The sequence below is a fragment of the Sphingobacterium sp. SYP-B4668 genome (genome assembly GCF_027627455.1).
Classification (GTDB): domain Bacteria; phylum Bacteroidota; class Bacteroidia; order Sphingobacteriales; family Sphingobacteriaceae; genus Sphingobacterium.
The window spans coordinates 213,576-229,917 of sequence record NZ_CP115483.1; the positions used below are offsets into that span (position 1 = coordinate 213,576).

13 protein-coding genes are annotated in these 16,342 nt (G+C 41.6%); 11 read left to right on the forward strand and 2 right to left on the reverse strand.

Annotation, left to right across the window (positions count from 1 at the left end):
- Nucleotides 1–79 precede the first annotated feature (79 nt).
- The 7 genes from OQ289_RS00990 to OQ289_RS01020 all read left to right on the forward strand — a co-directional run bounded on the left by OQ289_RS00990 (nt 80) and on the right by OQ289_RS01020 (nt 6,905).
- The gene (locus tag OQ289_RS00990; RefSeq protein WP_270089007.1) at nt 80–532 is read left to right on the forward strand and encodes an adenylyltransferase/cytidyltransferase family protein; all 453 of its coding nucleotides are present in this window, start codon (nt 80–82) and stop codon (nt 530–532) included.
- An 82-nt stretch (nt 533–614) separates the two neighbouring features.
- Entirely contained in the window at nt 615–1,034 is a 420-nt protein-coding gene (locus OQ289_RS00995) for an adenylyltransferase/cytidyltransferase family protein (protein WP_033563670.1), read from the forward strand.
- Between the two features lie 410 nt (nt 1,035–1,444).
- The gene (locus OQ289_RS01000) at nt 1,445–1,951 is read left to right on the forward strand and encodes a hypothetical protein (protein WP_270089008.1); all 507 of its coding nucleotides are present in this window, start codon (nt 1,445–1,447) and stop codon (nt 1,949–1,951) included.
- A 26-nt stretch (nt 1,952–1,977) separates the two neighbouring features.
- Nucleotides 1,978–2,976, forward strand: a complete 999-nt coding sequence (locus tag OQ289_RS01005; protein ID WP_270089009.1) for a mannose-1-phosphate guanylyltransferase — start codon at nt 1,978–1,980, stop codon at nt 2,974–2,976.
- Nucleotides 2,977–3,095: 119 nt separating this feature from the next.
- On the forward strand, nt 3,096–4,148 hold the full coding sequence (rfbB, locus tag OQ289_RS01010; RefSeq protein ID WP_270089010.1) for a dTDP-glucose 4,6-dehydratase: 1,053 nt from the start codon (nt 3,096–3,098) through the stop codon (nt 4,146–4,148).
- Between the two features lie 46 nt (nt 4,149–4,194).
- A complete protein-coding gene (gene rfbC / locus OQ289_RS01015) occupies nt 4,195–4,740 on the forward strand; it encodes a dTDP-4-dehydrorhamnose 3,5-epimerase (protein WP_270089011.1) in 546 nt (181 codons plus the stop codon).
- Nucleotides 4,741–5,366: 626 nt separating this feature from the next.
- Nucleotides 5,367–6,905, forward strand: coding sequence for a beta-N-acetylhexosaminidase (locus tag OQ289_RS01020; RefSeq protein WP_270089012.1), 1,539 nt, complete (start codon nt 5,367–5,369; stop codon nt 6,903–6,905).
- 133 nt (nt 6,906–7,038) lie between these two features.
- Here OQ289_RS01020 and OQ289_RS01025 read toward each other — a convergent pair whose 3' ends face one another.
- Complete coding sequence (locus OQ289_RS01025) at nt 7,039–8,079, reverse strand: LacI family DNA-binding transcriptional regulator (protein ID WP_270089013.1); 1,041 nt, start codon at nt 8,077–8,079, stop codon at nt 7,039–7,041.
- A 259-nt stretch (nt 8,080–8,338) separates the two neighbouring features.
- Here OQ289_RS01025 and OQ289_RS01030 point away from each other — a divergent pair, with 259 nt between their 5' ends.
- The 4 genes from OQ289_RS01030 to OQ289_RS01045 are packed head-to-tail and all read left to right on the forward strand — an operon-like array spanning nt 8,339 to nt 14,986.
- Complete coding sequence (locus OQ289_RS01030; RefSeq protein ID WP_270089014.1) at nt 8,339–11,407, forward strand: SusC/RagA family TonB-linked outer membrane protein; 3,069 nt, start codon at nt 8,339–8,341, stop codon at nt 11,405–11,407.
- Nucleotides 11,408–11,417: 10 nt separating this feature from the next.
- Nucleotides 11,418–12,791, forward strand: a complete 1,374-nt coding sequence (locus OQ289_RS01035; RefSeq protein ID WP_270089015.1) for a RagB/SusD family nutrient uptake outer membrane protein — start codon at nt 11,418–11,420, stop codon at nt 12,789–12,791.
- 4 nt (nt 12,792–12,795) lie between these two features.
- Nucleotides 12,796–14,238: a CBM96 family carbohydrate-binding protein gene (locus tag OQ289_RS01040; RefSeq protein WP_270089016.1), complete on the forward strand. Its 1,443-nt coding sequence runs from the start codon at nt 12,796–12,798 to the stop codon at nt 14,236–14,238.
- Nucleotides 14,228–14,986, forward strand: coding sequence for a glycoside hydrolase family 16 protein (locus OQ289_RS01045; RefSeq protein WP_270089017.1), 759 nt, complete (start codon nt 14,228–14,230; stop codon nt 14,984–14,986). Before OQ289_RS01040 ends, OQ289_RS01045 begins: the two co-directional genes overlap by 11 nt.
- 92 nt (nt 14,987–15,078) lie before the next feature.
- On the opposite strand, the gene OQ289_RS01050 is transcribed toward OQ289_RS01045, so the two are convergent.
- On the reverse strand, nt 15,079–16,338 hold the full coding sequence (locus OQ289_RS01050; protein ID WP_270089018.1) for a hypothetical protein: 1,260 nt from the start codon (nt 16,336–16,338) through the stop codon (nt 15,079–15,081).
- Nucleotides 16,339–16,342: the final 4 nt, after the last annotated feature.

Sequence of the window (16,342 nt, forward strand, 5' to 3'; positions counted from 1 at the left end):
GCTAATTGTGGGTATTGCTGTACGCTAGGCATATTTTTTGCTTATGTACATAACGAATCAGATAAAAATACAACGATAAATGAAAGATATACAGGGAAGAGATATACGAATTGGAATTACGTTCAGTGCATTCGATCTGCTGCATGCTGGTCATATTAAGATGCTCGAAGATGCCCGTCGTCAATGTGATTATTTGATCTGTGGCTTGCAGACCGACCCCACTATTGATCGGCCTGAAAAGAATAAACCTACACAGACTGTCGTGGAGCGTTATATCCAACTCAAGGGTTGTAGGTATGTTGACCAAATTGTGCCTTATGCTACAGAGCAAGATTTGGAAGATATCCTTCGTGCTTTTAAAATAGATGTTCGTATTGTTGGTGATGAATACCGTGAACGGGATTTTACGGGACGTCAATACTGTGAAGAGACGGGTATAGAGTTGTATTTCAATAATCGGGATCATCGCTTTTCGAGTTCAGGGCTTCGACGTATTGTTGCTGCCAAGGAGTCTGAGTCGGTTAATAAATAAAAAAATCAATCTGTGTTGTAGGCAGCTGTCATATGAGGTGATAGCATGCTGATATCGACACGTTATACAATTATAGACATACATGAAAATAGGTATTACATTTGGCGTTTTTGACCTGCTCCATGCAGGACATATCATGATGCTCGAGGAAGCGCGCCGCAACTGTGACTATCTGATTGTTGGACTCAATACAGATCCATCTGAGGTCTTTCCTGATAAGGCACATCCTACACAAACCATCGTAGAGCGCTATATTCAGTTAGAGGGCTGTCGTTATGTGGATGAGATTATTCCGTATACTTCTGAGCAAGACTTGGCTGATATTATTCAAGGTATGCCGATAGATGTACGCATCATTGGAGAGGAATATCGTGATCAAGACTTTACTGGCAGGCAGTATTGCGTAGATCGTGGAATAGAAATTCATTATAATAAACGCTCGCACCGTTTCTCTAGTAGTGGATTACGTAGGGTTGTCGCTCAGAAAGAGGCTAACAGATAGTATGGCGATTGTTTGTACAGCAATCGTATTTTGTACAAAAATCTATTTAAAGGCGTATAGAAAAATGGGCCTGGATATATTTTAATGAAACTGTCATGATTTATTCAAACCACAAAGAGGAATGAATAACTGAGCAAAGCGAGTTCATGAATGCCGCTTAAAACATACACGTGATGAATAAATCCGAGAGCTTCATCACCTTTAAAAAGTAAATCGAGTGGAGACGAGCTCATTGATACAAATGAGAAAAAACACTCCTCAAGAATTATATACGGATGAAAATAAGCGAATTAATATATGTTTAACAATAAAATGTTATTTTTGAGGTACACATAAACTATTAAACCGAATCAGATGCTTCACGCCATCTGAGACGTTTATCTACCTTGAAAAAATAATTTATTGTCATCATGTGGAATTTTCAATTAATTTCGCTAGTGCTATTTATAGCACTTTTAGCTACATTTGCGGTCTATTTAGTGTTCTGGCGTCAGCGCCGTCAACAGTTTGATGGGTTGTTTAATTTAGAGGTCGACTATCTATTGTCAGATACGGATGAAGGCCCTATATTCGATCAGACATTGAGTAGAAACAGCGTTTTCGGAAGCCTTGTGTTTAAGGTCAGTAAGATTGGTGAACACAGGTATGATCAGGTCTTCATTACGGCGGTGAGGTGTGGACATCCTCATCTGCATCTTTCGGGGTTCAATAACTTGGCTTTGACGATAGCAAATGGAGATCATTATAGCAATACCGGATCGGTGGGTTTTAATATCAATAAGCGCCTACTTAAGGAGTCGGGACTTGTGGATTATTCCGTTTGGATACAAGGGTATTACATGGATGGTCATTTCAACAAAATACCATTTTCTAAGCGAATCAAGCCCCAGGAGCAGCATAAGATGTTAAAAATATAAGAAATATTATAAGGTAGCAACACAATATGAGCAATATCATACACGTCATCCTTTCGGGGGGAGTTGGCAGTCGCCTATGGCCACTGTCTAGAAAAAGCTTCCCTAAACAATACTTAAGCCTTTTCAAAGAGGGTTCTTTGTTTGAGATGACGGTCAATCGTAATCAAAGTCTCGTCAATCAAGTGATTGTCGTTGGAAACAAAGATAATCATCAATTGAGTAAGGAGGTGATGGATAATAATGGGATAGCCTATGTCGATATTGTCGAGTCAACCCCTCGTAATACTGCTGCAGCTATAGCATTTGCCGCGTTTGCCGCGCATTCGGATGATATTTTGATTGTCACTCCTTCCGATCATGTTATTGTTGGAGACGAAGCCTATGAAGAAGCAATTAAAAATGGACTTGAAAAGGCGACAAAAGGCTATATTGTGACCTTCGGTATCCAACCGACCCGTCCGGAGACAGGTTATGGATATATAGAGTATCAGAACGACCAGGTGCTTTCTTTCCGTGAAAAACCCAATCAGGATACGGCAGAAGATTTTATCGAGCGGGGAAATTTTTTATGGAACTCAGGTATGTTCTGCTTCCGTGCGGATACCCTTTTACAGGAACTTCAGCAGTTTGAACCTAAAGTATACGCTACAGCATTGGCCGCATGGAAGCATCGTCAGGGCAATGAATTGGACGAAGCTCTTTCCAAGGAAATCCCCTCCATCAGTATTGACTATGCTGTGATGGAGCGATCGAAGAAGATTCGAGTGGTGGCTACGGATTTCACGTGGTCCGATTTGGGGTCGTTCGAGTCCATGTATGACTACTTGAAACATACAGGCCACCCCGTTGATGAAAATGGGAATATGGTAATCGGTACCGATACATACACCGCCTTTGTTGGATTGCGAGATACCATTCTGGTCTACACCAAAGATGCATTCTTAGTGTTGCAAAAGGACAAGTCACAGGATGTCAAAAAAATCTACAATACCTTGGAGCGCCATCAATCAAAGTTGATTGATTAGTTCTCGATAAGAAACTAAAGAGATTATAGCTGCATATATGCTCTTCGCGAATTGAATATGTAAGCTGCAATATAATACAGAATTGTTTTTCGACTGTGTAATCAAAAAAAAATAAAGCAATGAACAAAACCATTATCATTACCGGAGGAGCTGGCTTTATCGGTTCCCATGTAGTGCGGGAGTTTGTCCATAAATACCCCCAATACCATATTGTCAATCTCGATGCTCTGACGTATGCTGGTAATCTTGAAAATCTGAAAGATATTCAAGACTTCCCAAATTATACGTTCGTGAAAGCTGATATCACCGACGCAGGCCACATCTTGGATGTATTCAGACACTATCGACCAAATGGCATAATACATTTGGCTGCAGAGTCACATGTGGATCGGTCTATTGCGGATCCTTCAGCATTCGTGATGACCAATGTAATCGGTACGGTGAATCTCTTGAATGCTGCTAGGGATATTTGGAAAGATGATTATAGGGGCAAGCGTTTTCACCATGTTTCTACGGACGAAGTATACGGTGCGCTAGGTGATACGGGACTGTTTACAGAAGAGACCAACTATGACCCTCATTCTCCATATTCTGCTTCCAAAGCATCATCCGATCATTTTGTCCGTGCTTATCATGATACATATGGGCTACCGATTGTGATTACCAACTGTTCAAACAATTATGGTCCTAATCACTTTCCCGAAAAATTGATTCCTCTCTGTATTCACAATATCTTAAACAACAAGCCCCTCCCGATCTATGGTGATGGAAAATATACGCGTGATTGGCTTTTTGTGATTGACCATGCTAAGGCTATTGATCTGGTGTACCATCAGGGCAAAGATGGAGGTAGTTATAATGTCGGAGGGTTCAACGAATGGCAAAATATTGATTTAGTCAAAGAGCTTTGCAAACAGATGGATCAAAAGCTTAATCGTCCCGAGGGGACTGCCAACAAGTTGATTACTTTTGTCAAAGACCGCCCAGGACACGATTTGCGCTATGCCATAGATGCTACTAAGATTAATCAAGAATTAGGCTATCAGCCCTCTGTCACTTTTGAACAAGGGCTATCCCTGACAATCGATTGGTTTCTTAGTAATCAAGTGTGGTTGGATAACGTTACCTCTGGTGAGTACCAGAAGTATTATCAGGAGCAGTATAGTAAATAGTATTAATACGATTATCTTAATAACCATCCAAACTATAGAAGAATAGATGCAAATTACACCAACAAAATTGCAAGGCTGTTTTATCCTAGAGCCAACCAAATATGGCGACAGTCGAGGCTATTTTTTTGAAAGCTTTAACGAGCGTAGCTTTAATGAACTCACGGGAACGAATACTCATTTCGTGCAGGACAATCAATCCTTTTCGACCAAAGGTGTATTGCGAGGGTTGCACGCGCAAGTTGACGAGTATGCCCAGGCCAAGTTGGTGCGTGTACTTAGTGGCGAGGTATTGGATATCGCGGTGGATGCGCGCGCAGGGTCGGCTACTTTCGGTCAATATGTCGCATTAACACTTTCTGCCCAGAATAATTTGCAACTTTTCATCCCAAGGGGTTTTTTGCATGGGTTTGTCGTGCTTTCTGACACAGCTGAGTTTTTCTATAAGTGTGATAATTTTTACAATAAAGAGTCCGAATGTGGTGTTAAGTATGACGATCCAACACTAGCCATAGATTGGGCCCTGCCAGCCAATCAATTGATTATTTCGGAGAAAGATCAAATCCTTCCCTCGTTTGCAGAGGTCTTTAAATAGGGGTATTTATTCTCTATTGTTGTTTAGTTTCCAACATGAAGTAGGTCGATATGAGTCGTTCCTATTATCAACGGGGTGGTAAGTTTGTCGTGCCAAAAATGAAGGTATTATTTTATGTATCCTTTTTTATGTATCCTCTACTTTGTGCAGTTTATGTCTTCCCTCTCTATTTTTCCACGTCTTCCCATAAATCTTATTAGAATAGCCACATTTTATCTGTTATGAACGATTGACAATCTCCTCCTTGCTGTTGATTACTCATACTTCCCGTTTTCTTCTTTTATTCCTGTGGAGCTTGCAAGTGAGTGCTGATTTGGGGCACATGCCCCCATCCGATATCGTGCTATGGGCTGTTGGTTGCTCTGTTTTTTAGGATTATAAATAGATTTTTATCCAGGTTAGATACTTATTAACAGCTGCAATGAAATCCCAGAGTTATCCCTTGTCGTAAATAAATATGGATTAAAATTTGGTGATAGAAACATTGTTTTATATCATTGTGTACGGTAACGGTATTCTTTCTGCTAAAAGATGTACCCATTGATGTGGTCAATAGGTAAGACCATAGCTAGGTAAAACTAATATAAATCACACTCAACGGTATAAAATAGACAAACAAACATATTATGAAAAAATACATCCTCATTGCTGCCCTATTTGTGGTTAGCCAACTGCTTTCTTTTGCAGGGCAGACCCAACAAGATTTTGCCGTACGCGGCTTCCATTTGGACTTACGGGTGCAGGTCATGAAGATGCCTGCGCTGAAGAAATTTGCTAAGCAATTACAAATTGGAGGTATCAATACGCTAATTATGGAATGGGAAGCTACATATCCGTTTGAGAATCATCCCCTCATTCCTAATCAATTTGCCTATACACGCGAGGAAGTACGTGAATTTGTAGATTATTGCGAAGATATGGGGATTGATGTGATTCCCTTGCAACAAAGTTTTGGACATGTGGAGTATATCCTTCGGCACTACCGCTACAAGGATATGCGGGAGGATCAAAAAGACTATTCACAGATTAATCCACTGAAGGAGGAACAGGCCAAGGCACTTTTTAAAGATCTATACAAAGATATGATCAGTACGCATAAGTCTGAGTATATCCATATTGGAGGGGATGAAACCTATCTGTTGGGGCATTCGAAAGAATCGCAAGCGAAAGTCGCAGCGGTAGGAAAGGGCCGGTTGTATGGCGATTATATCAAGTTGCTTTGCCAGTTGGTGGTAGAGCTTGGCAAGAAGCCTGTCCTATGGGCGGATATTGCCATGAAGTATCCGGATGCACTTCAGGGAATTCCGAAGGAAACTATTTTTATAGATTGGAACTATGGCTGGGATGTGGATATGTTCGGTAAGCACAGTAATCTATTAAACTCAGGATTTGAGATTTGGGGGGCGCCATCATTACGTAGTCACCCCGATAACTATTTTCTGACGCAATGGGAGAAGCACTTTAAAAATATACATGATTTTATCCCATTGGCAAGGAAGTTTGGCTATAAAGGGATTGTCATGACTTCGTGGTCTACTTCAGGTCTCTATGGAAGTACTTGGGAAAGCCCCAAGGATTTGGTTGAATTGTATCCGATACGTCGGGTCTATCCGTTGTCTGGTTTCAATATGCTTATTGAAGCATATTTTTCTGCCCTGCGGACTAAAGAGCCCATCAATATTAGACAATTTGTTCATCAATATGGGGAGCAGCAGTATGGATTTGAAGAGCGAGAAGTTGATAAGTTTTGGAATGCTCTTCGGTCAAATCCTTATGAAATTAACCAAGGGGTGGGTAGTGTGCAATCCGTTTCTATCGCACAGATGAAAGATAGTGCAGACTGGGTGTTGCGCGAACTCAAGTCGTTATCCCCAAAAAAGAACAAAAGAGAATTTGCCCATTATGTACTTATGGCGCAGATAAGGCAGCGTTATTTGAGATATATGGATGTAGAGATGGCTTTGAATAGGCCTGACTTTGATGTTAGTAGTCTGCCGAGGTTGAAGATGGAACTTAAGGGCTTGCTGGATGAACGATTGGATAAGGTGTTTAAAGATCTCAATTCCGACTTTCTTTATACTGAGGAAATACACCAAGAGAATGAACTGCGTAATAGTAAGATTAGGCTGTTGCAAGCCCGATTGAATAGATTGGGTAAGAAATAGAGTTGATTTGGGGCTAAGGCTTGAACGTGATCGATCCCTCGTGCTTTGCACGGGGGATCGATCGTTTGTAGTGGAAGCAGGTGGTGTTCAATAGTAATATGGAAGAGGTAAAGGCTTAGGTGTTTGAGTTTTACTATTTGTTTCTGAAAGATGAGCCGCGGATGATAAGCTCTGTTTTTATCACTACTTCTTGGTAGTCTAGAGCTTGCATATCCTTGTCCTCAATCTGTTGTATGAGTATTTTTGCAGCTACTCGCCCCATCTCGTATGCACTATCCTCTATGGTGGATATTTGGGGTTCGAGGATGCTAGAGATGGGGTAATTGCTGAATCCGACAATAGCCACCTGATCGGGTATCGTATAGCCTTTGTTTCGGAATGCTTTCAATGCGGCAACAGCGGTATAGTCATTAGCGCAGACAATACCGTCTGGAATGATGTGCTCTTTTAGCAGTGCTTCTGCCTGGACTTTACCTTCTTCATATGTGAGGTTTTTAGCTTCTTTTATTAACTCTTCATGAATTGGGAGCTGGTGCTGTGCTAATGCTTCCTTAAACCCAGCAATCCTGGAGTTAAAGATGTCTACATTTTTGTTGCCCGATATATGGGCTAACGTTTTGCAGCCCTGTTGAATAAGGTGTTCTGTAGCGTTGAAAGAGGCTTCAAAATCATTGATAATCACTTTACTCGCTTTTAGACTGTCTGTGCTACGGTCATATAGCACTAGCGGTATATTTGATTTCACAATCTTCTTGAGATGTTCAAAACGATGTGTTTCTAATGCAGGACAGATAATTATGCCTGCAGCCAAAGAGGTCTCCAGCATCTGGACAATCTCTTTTTCTTTTTTGTACGAATCCTGCGATTGGAATATGGTGATTTGATATCCTTGCTTGTAGGCAAAATCTTCGATTCCGCTAATCACTTTTGAATGGAAATCAATATCTATCCGAGGGCAGATTACTCCTATTGACTTTGTTTTCTTGCTCCTGAAGCTGGATGCAATAGGGTCCAATGCAAAGCCCATTTCTTTCACCTTGTCATTGACCAGTTTTTTTGTGCTTTCGCTGATTGCAGGGTGGTTTGACAAGACACGAGAGATTGTGGCAGTTGAAAGGTTTAACTCCCGTGCGATATCTTTTATCGTGATACGTGATGCTTCTGATTTCTTCATGTCTACTCTAATGCTTGATGTGGCAAGTTAACTCAAATTTTGCGTATTTAGAATATCAATTTTTACATATTTTTATGCAAACAATTGCATAGCATATATATTGATATAGTGAGTTTTGAGCTATGTTTTTTCATGAAAATAATATTTTTAATGTAAATGTTTGCATGAAAAAAAATTTATATATACCTTGCTCATGTAAAACTACAGATGATATAAACTTAAAGTCTGCATTATGATATTTAGTACTAACCACCGAAAAATGAAAGAAAATATCCGTGTCTTTTCTCTGTTTATTTGGATTTTGTGCGTGTTTTCGGTTTTGCCTAGCCCAATGTTTGCGCAGCAAAACCAGATTTCAGGAAAAGTAATCGACGCCGATACCAAAGAGCCTCTAAGGGGAGTAAGTGTGGTCGTCACTGGGCAGAATGCCGGCGCGAGCACCGATGATTTGGGCAGTTTTGTATTGAGCAACGTCCGTGAGGGACAATCTATTGTGTTTTCATTTGTAGGATATACAAGTCAAACAATAAAGCTCGATGCCCGAAATGTTTATACCGTCTCGCTGAAAAGTCTATCGACCGAACTCGAAGAGACAGTTGTCGTGGGGTATGGTCGACAAAAGAAGCGTAATTTAACCGGTTCTATCGTTTCGGTAGGTGCCAGTGAAATCGAAAAAACTACCCTACAAGACCCGGTGTCTATTTTACAGGGACGTGCTGCTGGTGTGCAGGTGTCGTCCAATTCAGGTGCTCCTGGTGGCGAGATGACCATTCGTGTACGTGGTAATTCTTCTTTGAATTCAGGCAATAACCCACTTTTCGTTGTAGATGGTATTCCAATCGAATCTAACTCTATCTCTTCTCTAAATGGGACTGAAGGTTCTGGACTTAATCCTCTTGCTGATATCAATCCAAGTGATATAGCATCGATGGAAATTTTAAAAGATGCCGCGTCTACGGCTATCTATGGTTCTAGAGCTGCTAACGGAGTCGTGATGATCACGACCAAACGTGGTGCTGAGGGTAAGCCTGAGGTATTGCTTAATGCAACGACGGGTGTGAGCTCTTTAACCCGTAAGCTCAGTGTTTTGAATGCCAGGCAGTATCGCGAGGCGGTATTGGATTCGTACGATGCCATGACTGTTCCTGAGGATCCTTATTATACGCTTATTGACTCTCTCAATCCTATGAATAATGGAGATGTTGATTGGCAGGATGAACTGATGCGTTCCGCAAGACAATATAAAATTGATTTGTCGGTACGCGGAGGTAATCAAGGGACCAAATATGCTTGGAGCTCTTCTTATCTAGATCAAGACGGGGTAATCCTCAATTCTAATTACAAGCGATTTACGTCTAGACTAAATGTTGACTTCAATATTTCTGACCGTGTTCGAATCGGACAAAGTATTTCATACACCAATGCTGTTAATAATCGAACCAATGCTGCAGGTTCGGGTAATCTAAGTATCATTCGTAGTTTACTGGTGCGTCCTCCTAATATGTCGATGTATTTGCCCGATGGCTCACTGAATGGATATATGATTGGGCAGCGTAATCCCGTTGGTATGGCATTGTATGCCACGAATTTAAATAAGAGTAACCGCATTATTGGTAGCCAGTATCTAGAGATTGATATTTATAAAGATCTTAAATTCCGAAGCAATGTCAACTTAGATTATATTGCAATGAAGGAAGATGAATTCATGCCTTCGATATTGGATTATAGAGAGGGGTACAATACTGGTGGGGTCCGGTCTTCTGGCAATTTGACATGGGGTAATGAAAGTTACTTTACTTACACCAAGAGTATTGCCAATAATCACAACTTCGGAGGTGTATTGGGAATGAGTTTTCAAAAATGGCGGTATGATCGTACGGGACTAGATGGCATGTATTTCCCGAGTGATGATATCCGTACACTAAATGCCGCTTCGGTCATCTCCAATCAAGGTGTCAATGTCGCGTCGGAGCACGCTATGCTTTCTTATTTTGGTCGAGCGACCTACGATTATCGTGGTAAATATCTTTTGGAGTTTAATTTACGCGCTGATGGCTCATCCCGATTTGGACGTGACAAGCGTTTTGGATTTTTTCCCTCAGCTTCTGCAGGATGGCGTTTTGTGGAAGAGGAGGCAATAAAGGAACTTGGCTGGCTTAGTGATGGTAAGCTGCGATTTAGTTTAGGTAGTACCGGAAATGAAGCTATTGGTGACTATACGTCGCGCGGAGAATTCACGTTAGGTACTAACTACCTTGATTTCTCTGGTGCGTCACCAACGGTAATGCCTAATGCGAGCCTCACCTGGGAAACGACACATCAGTATAATTTAGGTCTGGAGCTGGGTTTTGCAAACAACAGAATATTGTTTTCTACCGATGCTTATCTAAAGAAAACGAAGGATTTGTTGTACAATGTGCCGATTCCAAGTACTACAGGATTTGAATACATCACCCAAAATATAGGGTCTATTGAAAATCGAGGTTTAGAATTTAGTTTGCAAACGCGTAACCTCCAAGGTGCATTTAGTTGGAATACAAATTTCAACATCAGTCTAAATAGGAACAAGGTTACCTCTTTACCCAAAAATCTTCTCACAAATGGTTATATCCAAAATGGAAATTTCCACATCTTGCAAGAAGGGTTGCCAATAGGTGTGTTTTATGGCTGGCGTTTTCAGGGGGTATATGCGCGTGATGAAGATAACATCAATGGCGTGACCAATGGCTCCAATGGTGGGACTTTCGTCGGTGGTGACCCTATTTGGAAAGATATCAACAACGATAATATCATCAATCAAGATGATCGAGAGATTATCGGCTATGCAGAGCCTAAGTATTTTGGAGGTCTCTCTAATGATTTTAGCTATAAGAATTTCCATCTCAATGTATTTTTCCAATATTCGGTAGGCAACGAGATTTATAGCGAATTGAACCATCAACGCAATTCTATTGTTCGGTACAATAACCTATCTACTGATGCGCTGAGCAGATGGCGCGAACAGGGAGATGTCACCAACTTTCCGCGGCTAATACGTGACGATCCAAAGCAATCGGATAGTCGTGTACAAAGCCGATGGGTAGAGGATGGTTCGTACATCAAATTGAAGAATGTTAATTTAAGATATTCTTTAGATCCCAATTTAGTAAAACGCATAGGACTACGCAAGTTGGATGCTTTTGTTACGGCAACTAATCTTATCACTTGGACCAAATACACAGGGTTTGATCCAGATGTAAATTCCTACTCAGGTCTACGTGTAGGTCTGGATGAAGGTTCTTATCCACAGAGTCGCACCTTTATGTTTGGTTTAATCTTTGGACTTTAATTAATTAGCCATGAAAAGATCTTTTAAATATATCGCTACAGGTTTGATGTTGTTGGCTGTTTCCGCCTGTTCAGATTCACTTTTGGATAAAGAGCCTATCAGTAATTTTTCAGGACAAGGGTTCTACAAGAAACCTAGTGACGCACAAGCGGGTGTCAATGGAATCTACAACAGTATGCAATCGCTATTTCGCCTTAACTTTGCCTACTGGGGAGAGGGGCGGGCAGACAATGTGACGACGCGTCATTCGGGGGATCCTTTTGCCTTACAGCAAAATACTCTTACCCCTATCATTAACTCGGCTCGCTGGGATAATTTCTATACCTTGGTATCTCGCGCTAACTATGCTATTAAATACACTCCACAGGTATTTGGAGATGGTGATAGTGACTTGAAGAGACAGTTGCTGGGGCAGGCACATGCTTTACGTGCCGTAGCCTATTTCTATCTAGTGCGTATATGGGGGCAAGTTCCCCTGATTACAGAGCCCTATGAAAGTGTGGAACAGGAGTTGTTCGTTCAGCAAAATACCGAAGCAGAGGTATTGGCCAAAGTTGAAGAGGATTTGATTTTTGCTACAGAAAACTGTGCTAGCAACTATTCTGGCGCGCGCAATCGGGTACTCATGACCAAGGGAGCTGCTTATGCCTTTTTGACGCAGCTTTACATGTGGCAAAAGAAATATGACAAAGCGATTGATGCGGCAGAGAAAGTAATAGGTGATTCGCAGTATAGCTTGGTATCCATGAGCGACTGGAACGATATTTTCGTCAAAGGAACAAGTACAGAAAGTATTTTCGAGGTAGGCTACAACGAGACCCAGACCAATGCCCTGCGTATATTGTATGCTATTGGGTCGGACAGTGACTATGTCCCTAGTTCCCGTTTTATCGCGTCTATTGAGCCGGGAGACCTTCGTAAGGCTCGCATTTATGACGTTACCGAAGTGCAGCCACGCAAGATATGGAAGTTCTTTGGTCAGGGTTTTAACGATGAAAGTCCCGATCCATCTTCTAATAACATTGTGTTGACTAGACTGGCCGATATCGTTTTGCTAAAAGCTGAGGCGCATGCGCAATTAAATCAACCAACCGAGGCACTGGACTTGCTTAATCGTATACGTCGTCGTGCTGGGCTTTCGGTAATGGATGAGGCAGCTGCCAACAATCTATACGGAAATCTGGTTACTGCAGTATTGCATGAGCGCTCGATAGAGTTAAGCTTTGAGGGGCATCGTTGGTTTGATTTGGTTCGTACTGGAACGGCTATCTCCACGATGAAACCTGTAAACGGTCTTACCGATCAACGTAATCTCGTATGGCCTATACATGAAAGCGCTGTCCTGCGGAACCCGAATTTGAAACAAAACGAATTTTATAAGTAATCTTATGAGAAAGATAAAACATATAATGACGAATCTCCTAATGGGGACTAGTATGTTGGTTTTGCTCTTTAGTTGTGAAATCCAAGAAAGCTTCGACTACGAACATGCTCCTGATAACAGTAAACTCAATATGTCTGCGTGGGCCTACATCAAAGGAAATGAATCTCTTTCCTTGCTTGCCGATGCCATTGAGCGGGTAGAGTTCAAATCCTTTTATGAAGGGACTAGTTCGGCCACTTTTATTGCGCCCAATAATCAAGCCTTTGAAAGTTATTTAAAAGAGAATGGCTATACGTCTATAGAAGCTATCCCACTTCCTATTCTGAAGAATATCTTGCGGTATCATATTGTAAAGGAGGTCGTGAATTTCAACAACCCAGAGTTGGCGCCCAGTAACAAGCCTATTGCGTATACTACTGAAAATGGACAGACAATGTACTTGTCCCATACTAGTACATACGTAGGTCTGGTCAATGAGGGTACGAATAGACAATGGCAAATCCGGACGTCCAACCTAGTGCCTGATAATGGTGTAATCCACGTGGTGAACTTTGTTGTCTTCTATTCGGCTCCAACAGGAGATGCGAATGCCGTAAATCCAAATCTATTGCAGGATACGATATATCCTAAGCATGATAGCTATATCAATGGCGGGGCCGAGTCTACCAAAAACTTTGGTACCAACCCGCTCTTGAAAATCAAAAATGTGAGCAATAACGGGGACTATGACCGTAAAGCTCTCCTGATGTTTGATTTTGCTGACTTTACTAAGGAGGGTGTTGTGACCGACCTCCAGTTACAATTGGCAGTATCGTTTACAGCTGCAAAAGGTGTCGACCTCAATCTCTTTGAAACGCCAAGTACGTCTTGGTCGGAAGCCTCTTTGAATTTTACTAACACGATATTCCCCACTAGTCCTCGTATTGCATCTATAAAAACCAGTAAAGTGAGTACATTTAAATTTGATCTTACGGACTACTACAAGGATAAGCAGCCTGCAGGTCTTAAATCATTCCTGTTAGATGGACAACCTGGCTCAGATGAGACTGATGAGATTGCATCCAAGGAGCATGCTACATTGGCTCCGCCGATGTTGATTGCCACCTTGGCAACAGGTGATTCGGAATTGGTCTTGGAAAAGCAAAAGGATTTTGAAGTCAGTAATGGGGGAATGTACGTACTTTCCAATGAGAATATACAAGTAGGCGGCGCTTCGGCTGGGGATATTATTTATACCATTGAAGAATTGCCCACATTCGGATGGCTTGTTAAGGGCGCCGAGGTGATGAAAAAAGGAAGTCGCTTTAGCCAGTTGGATTTAGATCTCAAGAACATGGTTTTTATTCATGATGGTAACACGCTTGGTACGAAAGCCTTGGTGCTGACTGGAAGAGACAAGGCAGGTGCCGTATTGGAAGATATAAAAATAAACGTCGTTGCAAAATAATATGAAAAGCTGTGGTTTTAACATTTTAATAATAGCCATTGTTTTATTCTTCGTCAATTGTGGACGTTCATCGGGTGAGATAGATGGACCTATAGCACCCACTGATAGGGTAATCAGTTTTTCGGGAATGGATTGGATTGTCCGCACGACGAATAATAAGACCGCCGGTCCAGGACCTAATCTATTTTCCGATTCAGACAAGAATGTCTGGCTAGATACGGAAGGTAGGCTGCACCTCAAAATACGACAGGAGGGAGGTCAATGGTATTGCGCGGGGATTACCGCCAAAAAATCGATGGGCTATGGTAAGTATGTGTTTTACATAGGCTCTGATATCAATCAACTGGATCGGAATGTTGTCGCGGGACTCTTTACTTACCTTAATGACGAAGAAGAAATCGATATCGAGTTTTCGAAATGGTCGGTGGCTGAGAATCAAAATGCACAGTTTGCATCGCAACCTTCCGAAATAGTAGGCAATAAAAAGAGATTTGATATAGCCCCTGGCTTAGGACAGACCGTTCATTCTTTTGATTGGCAGGAGCAACATATCGCCTTTCAGAGTAGTTATAGAGCCAGTGTTGGAGCGGACGTTGTGCTCCAACACTGGCTCTATAAGGGTAAGCATGTTCCGAAGGCAAAGAACGAAAAACTGAAGCTGAATTTGTGGCTGTTCAAGGGGCAGATGCCCTCTGATTTCAAAGATCAGACTATCATAATCGACAGTGTTCGTTTTGTGAAGCAATAACTCAGTATTTTCTGCATCCCTGAGCCAAGTTTACGTTGCTGGGGTTGGGTTGGGACGACAGAAAATACTGCTGCTGACCTCCGTGAGATTATTTATTGGGCCGTCACTTTATATAGCCCCGATACTGAGCCTCCAGCAGTAACATTGAATACCGACGACGCGGAGGTCCCTTTAAGTTCATAATAGCCATTTTGACTACCTTCTTTTGTATTTACCCTTAGCAAAATCTTGCCATCGAGCTCGATGGCACAAAATGCAGCTCCTGGGTTGGTGACGGAGGGAATACCTGAAATTTTTGTGCGTTGCTTACTTGTGATGTCAATTTGGTAGAAATCCCATACATTTTCAAAATTGATATTACCATCTTTGCCTCCTGTTAAAGGTTGGTTTGGAATTACGGTGATAATTTTACCATCTTTTGCAAATACTGAAACAAATTTTCCTCCATTTTGGATTTCATCCATGTTTAAGCTCCAAGTTTTATCTACATCTGTTTCCGTGGCTTTTATCCTCACAATTTTTGATTTGCCACCCGTAGCACTTCTGCCTTGGGTCACGACGTAGAGATCTCCATTGGTGTCAAAATCATACATATTGTTGTCATTGATGTAAGCGATGGACCCCGTGTCCTCAATCCTAATAGTCTTTTCGTATTTTCCGCTAGCGATATCGATTACAGCGATATAGACATCTGGAAAATAATCATCAAAGAATCCTTTTTGAGCAGCGTTAGTCTTAGCGTAGGTAATATTGGCAAATAACTTTCCGTTTTTAACAGCCAAGAATTTTTGACCAATAGACCGGTATAGAATCTCGGGAATGTTCTTGCCGCGTTCCTCTACTGCTGCAGTCAAATCGAGATCTCCTGTTCTGGCCATTGTTTTGGGGTTGAAGGTCTGTATTTTTAGAGGCGCTGCTCCATCCCAATAGTAGCCGCTGTTGGCGTCTACTATTACGAAGTTTCCTGATCCGTTCGTATTGTTGTCAGTAGCGATGAATTTGCTGGCTTTTATCTTACCATTGATATCGACTTCCAGCTCTTCGATGCCAAGAGCATTTGTCTGGGTGCTGAACATCTTAAATAGTTGATTTCCTTGGGGCCTCCAACCTCCAAATCCCAATCCTTGTAAGCTATTGCTTCCATTATTGATAACATTGCCACTAGGAAGTTCATTAAAGGCTGTTACAAAACCTGGCTTTTGGAGGTTATTGTCACTCATGGTTATCAGTACATACTTGTCTTGCCCTTTAGGTTCTTCAGGCGCTGGTGATGGAGAGTCTTTACCGCAGCTCGTAAATAAAGCTGTTGCTAGAAGATAAACGAATACTGATTTTAATTTGCGTATATGCATAATA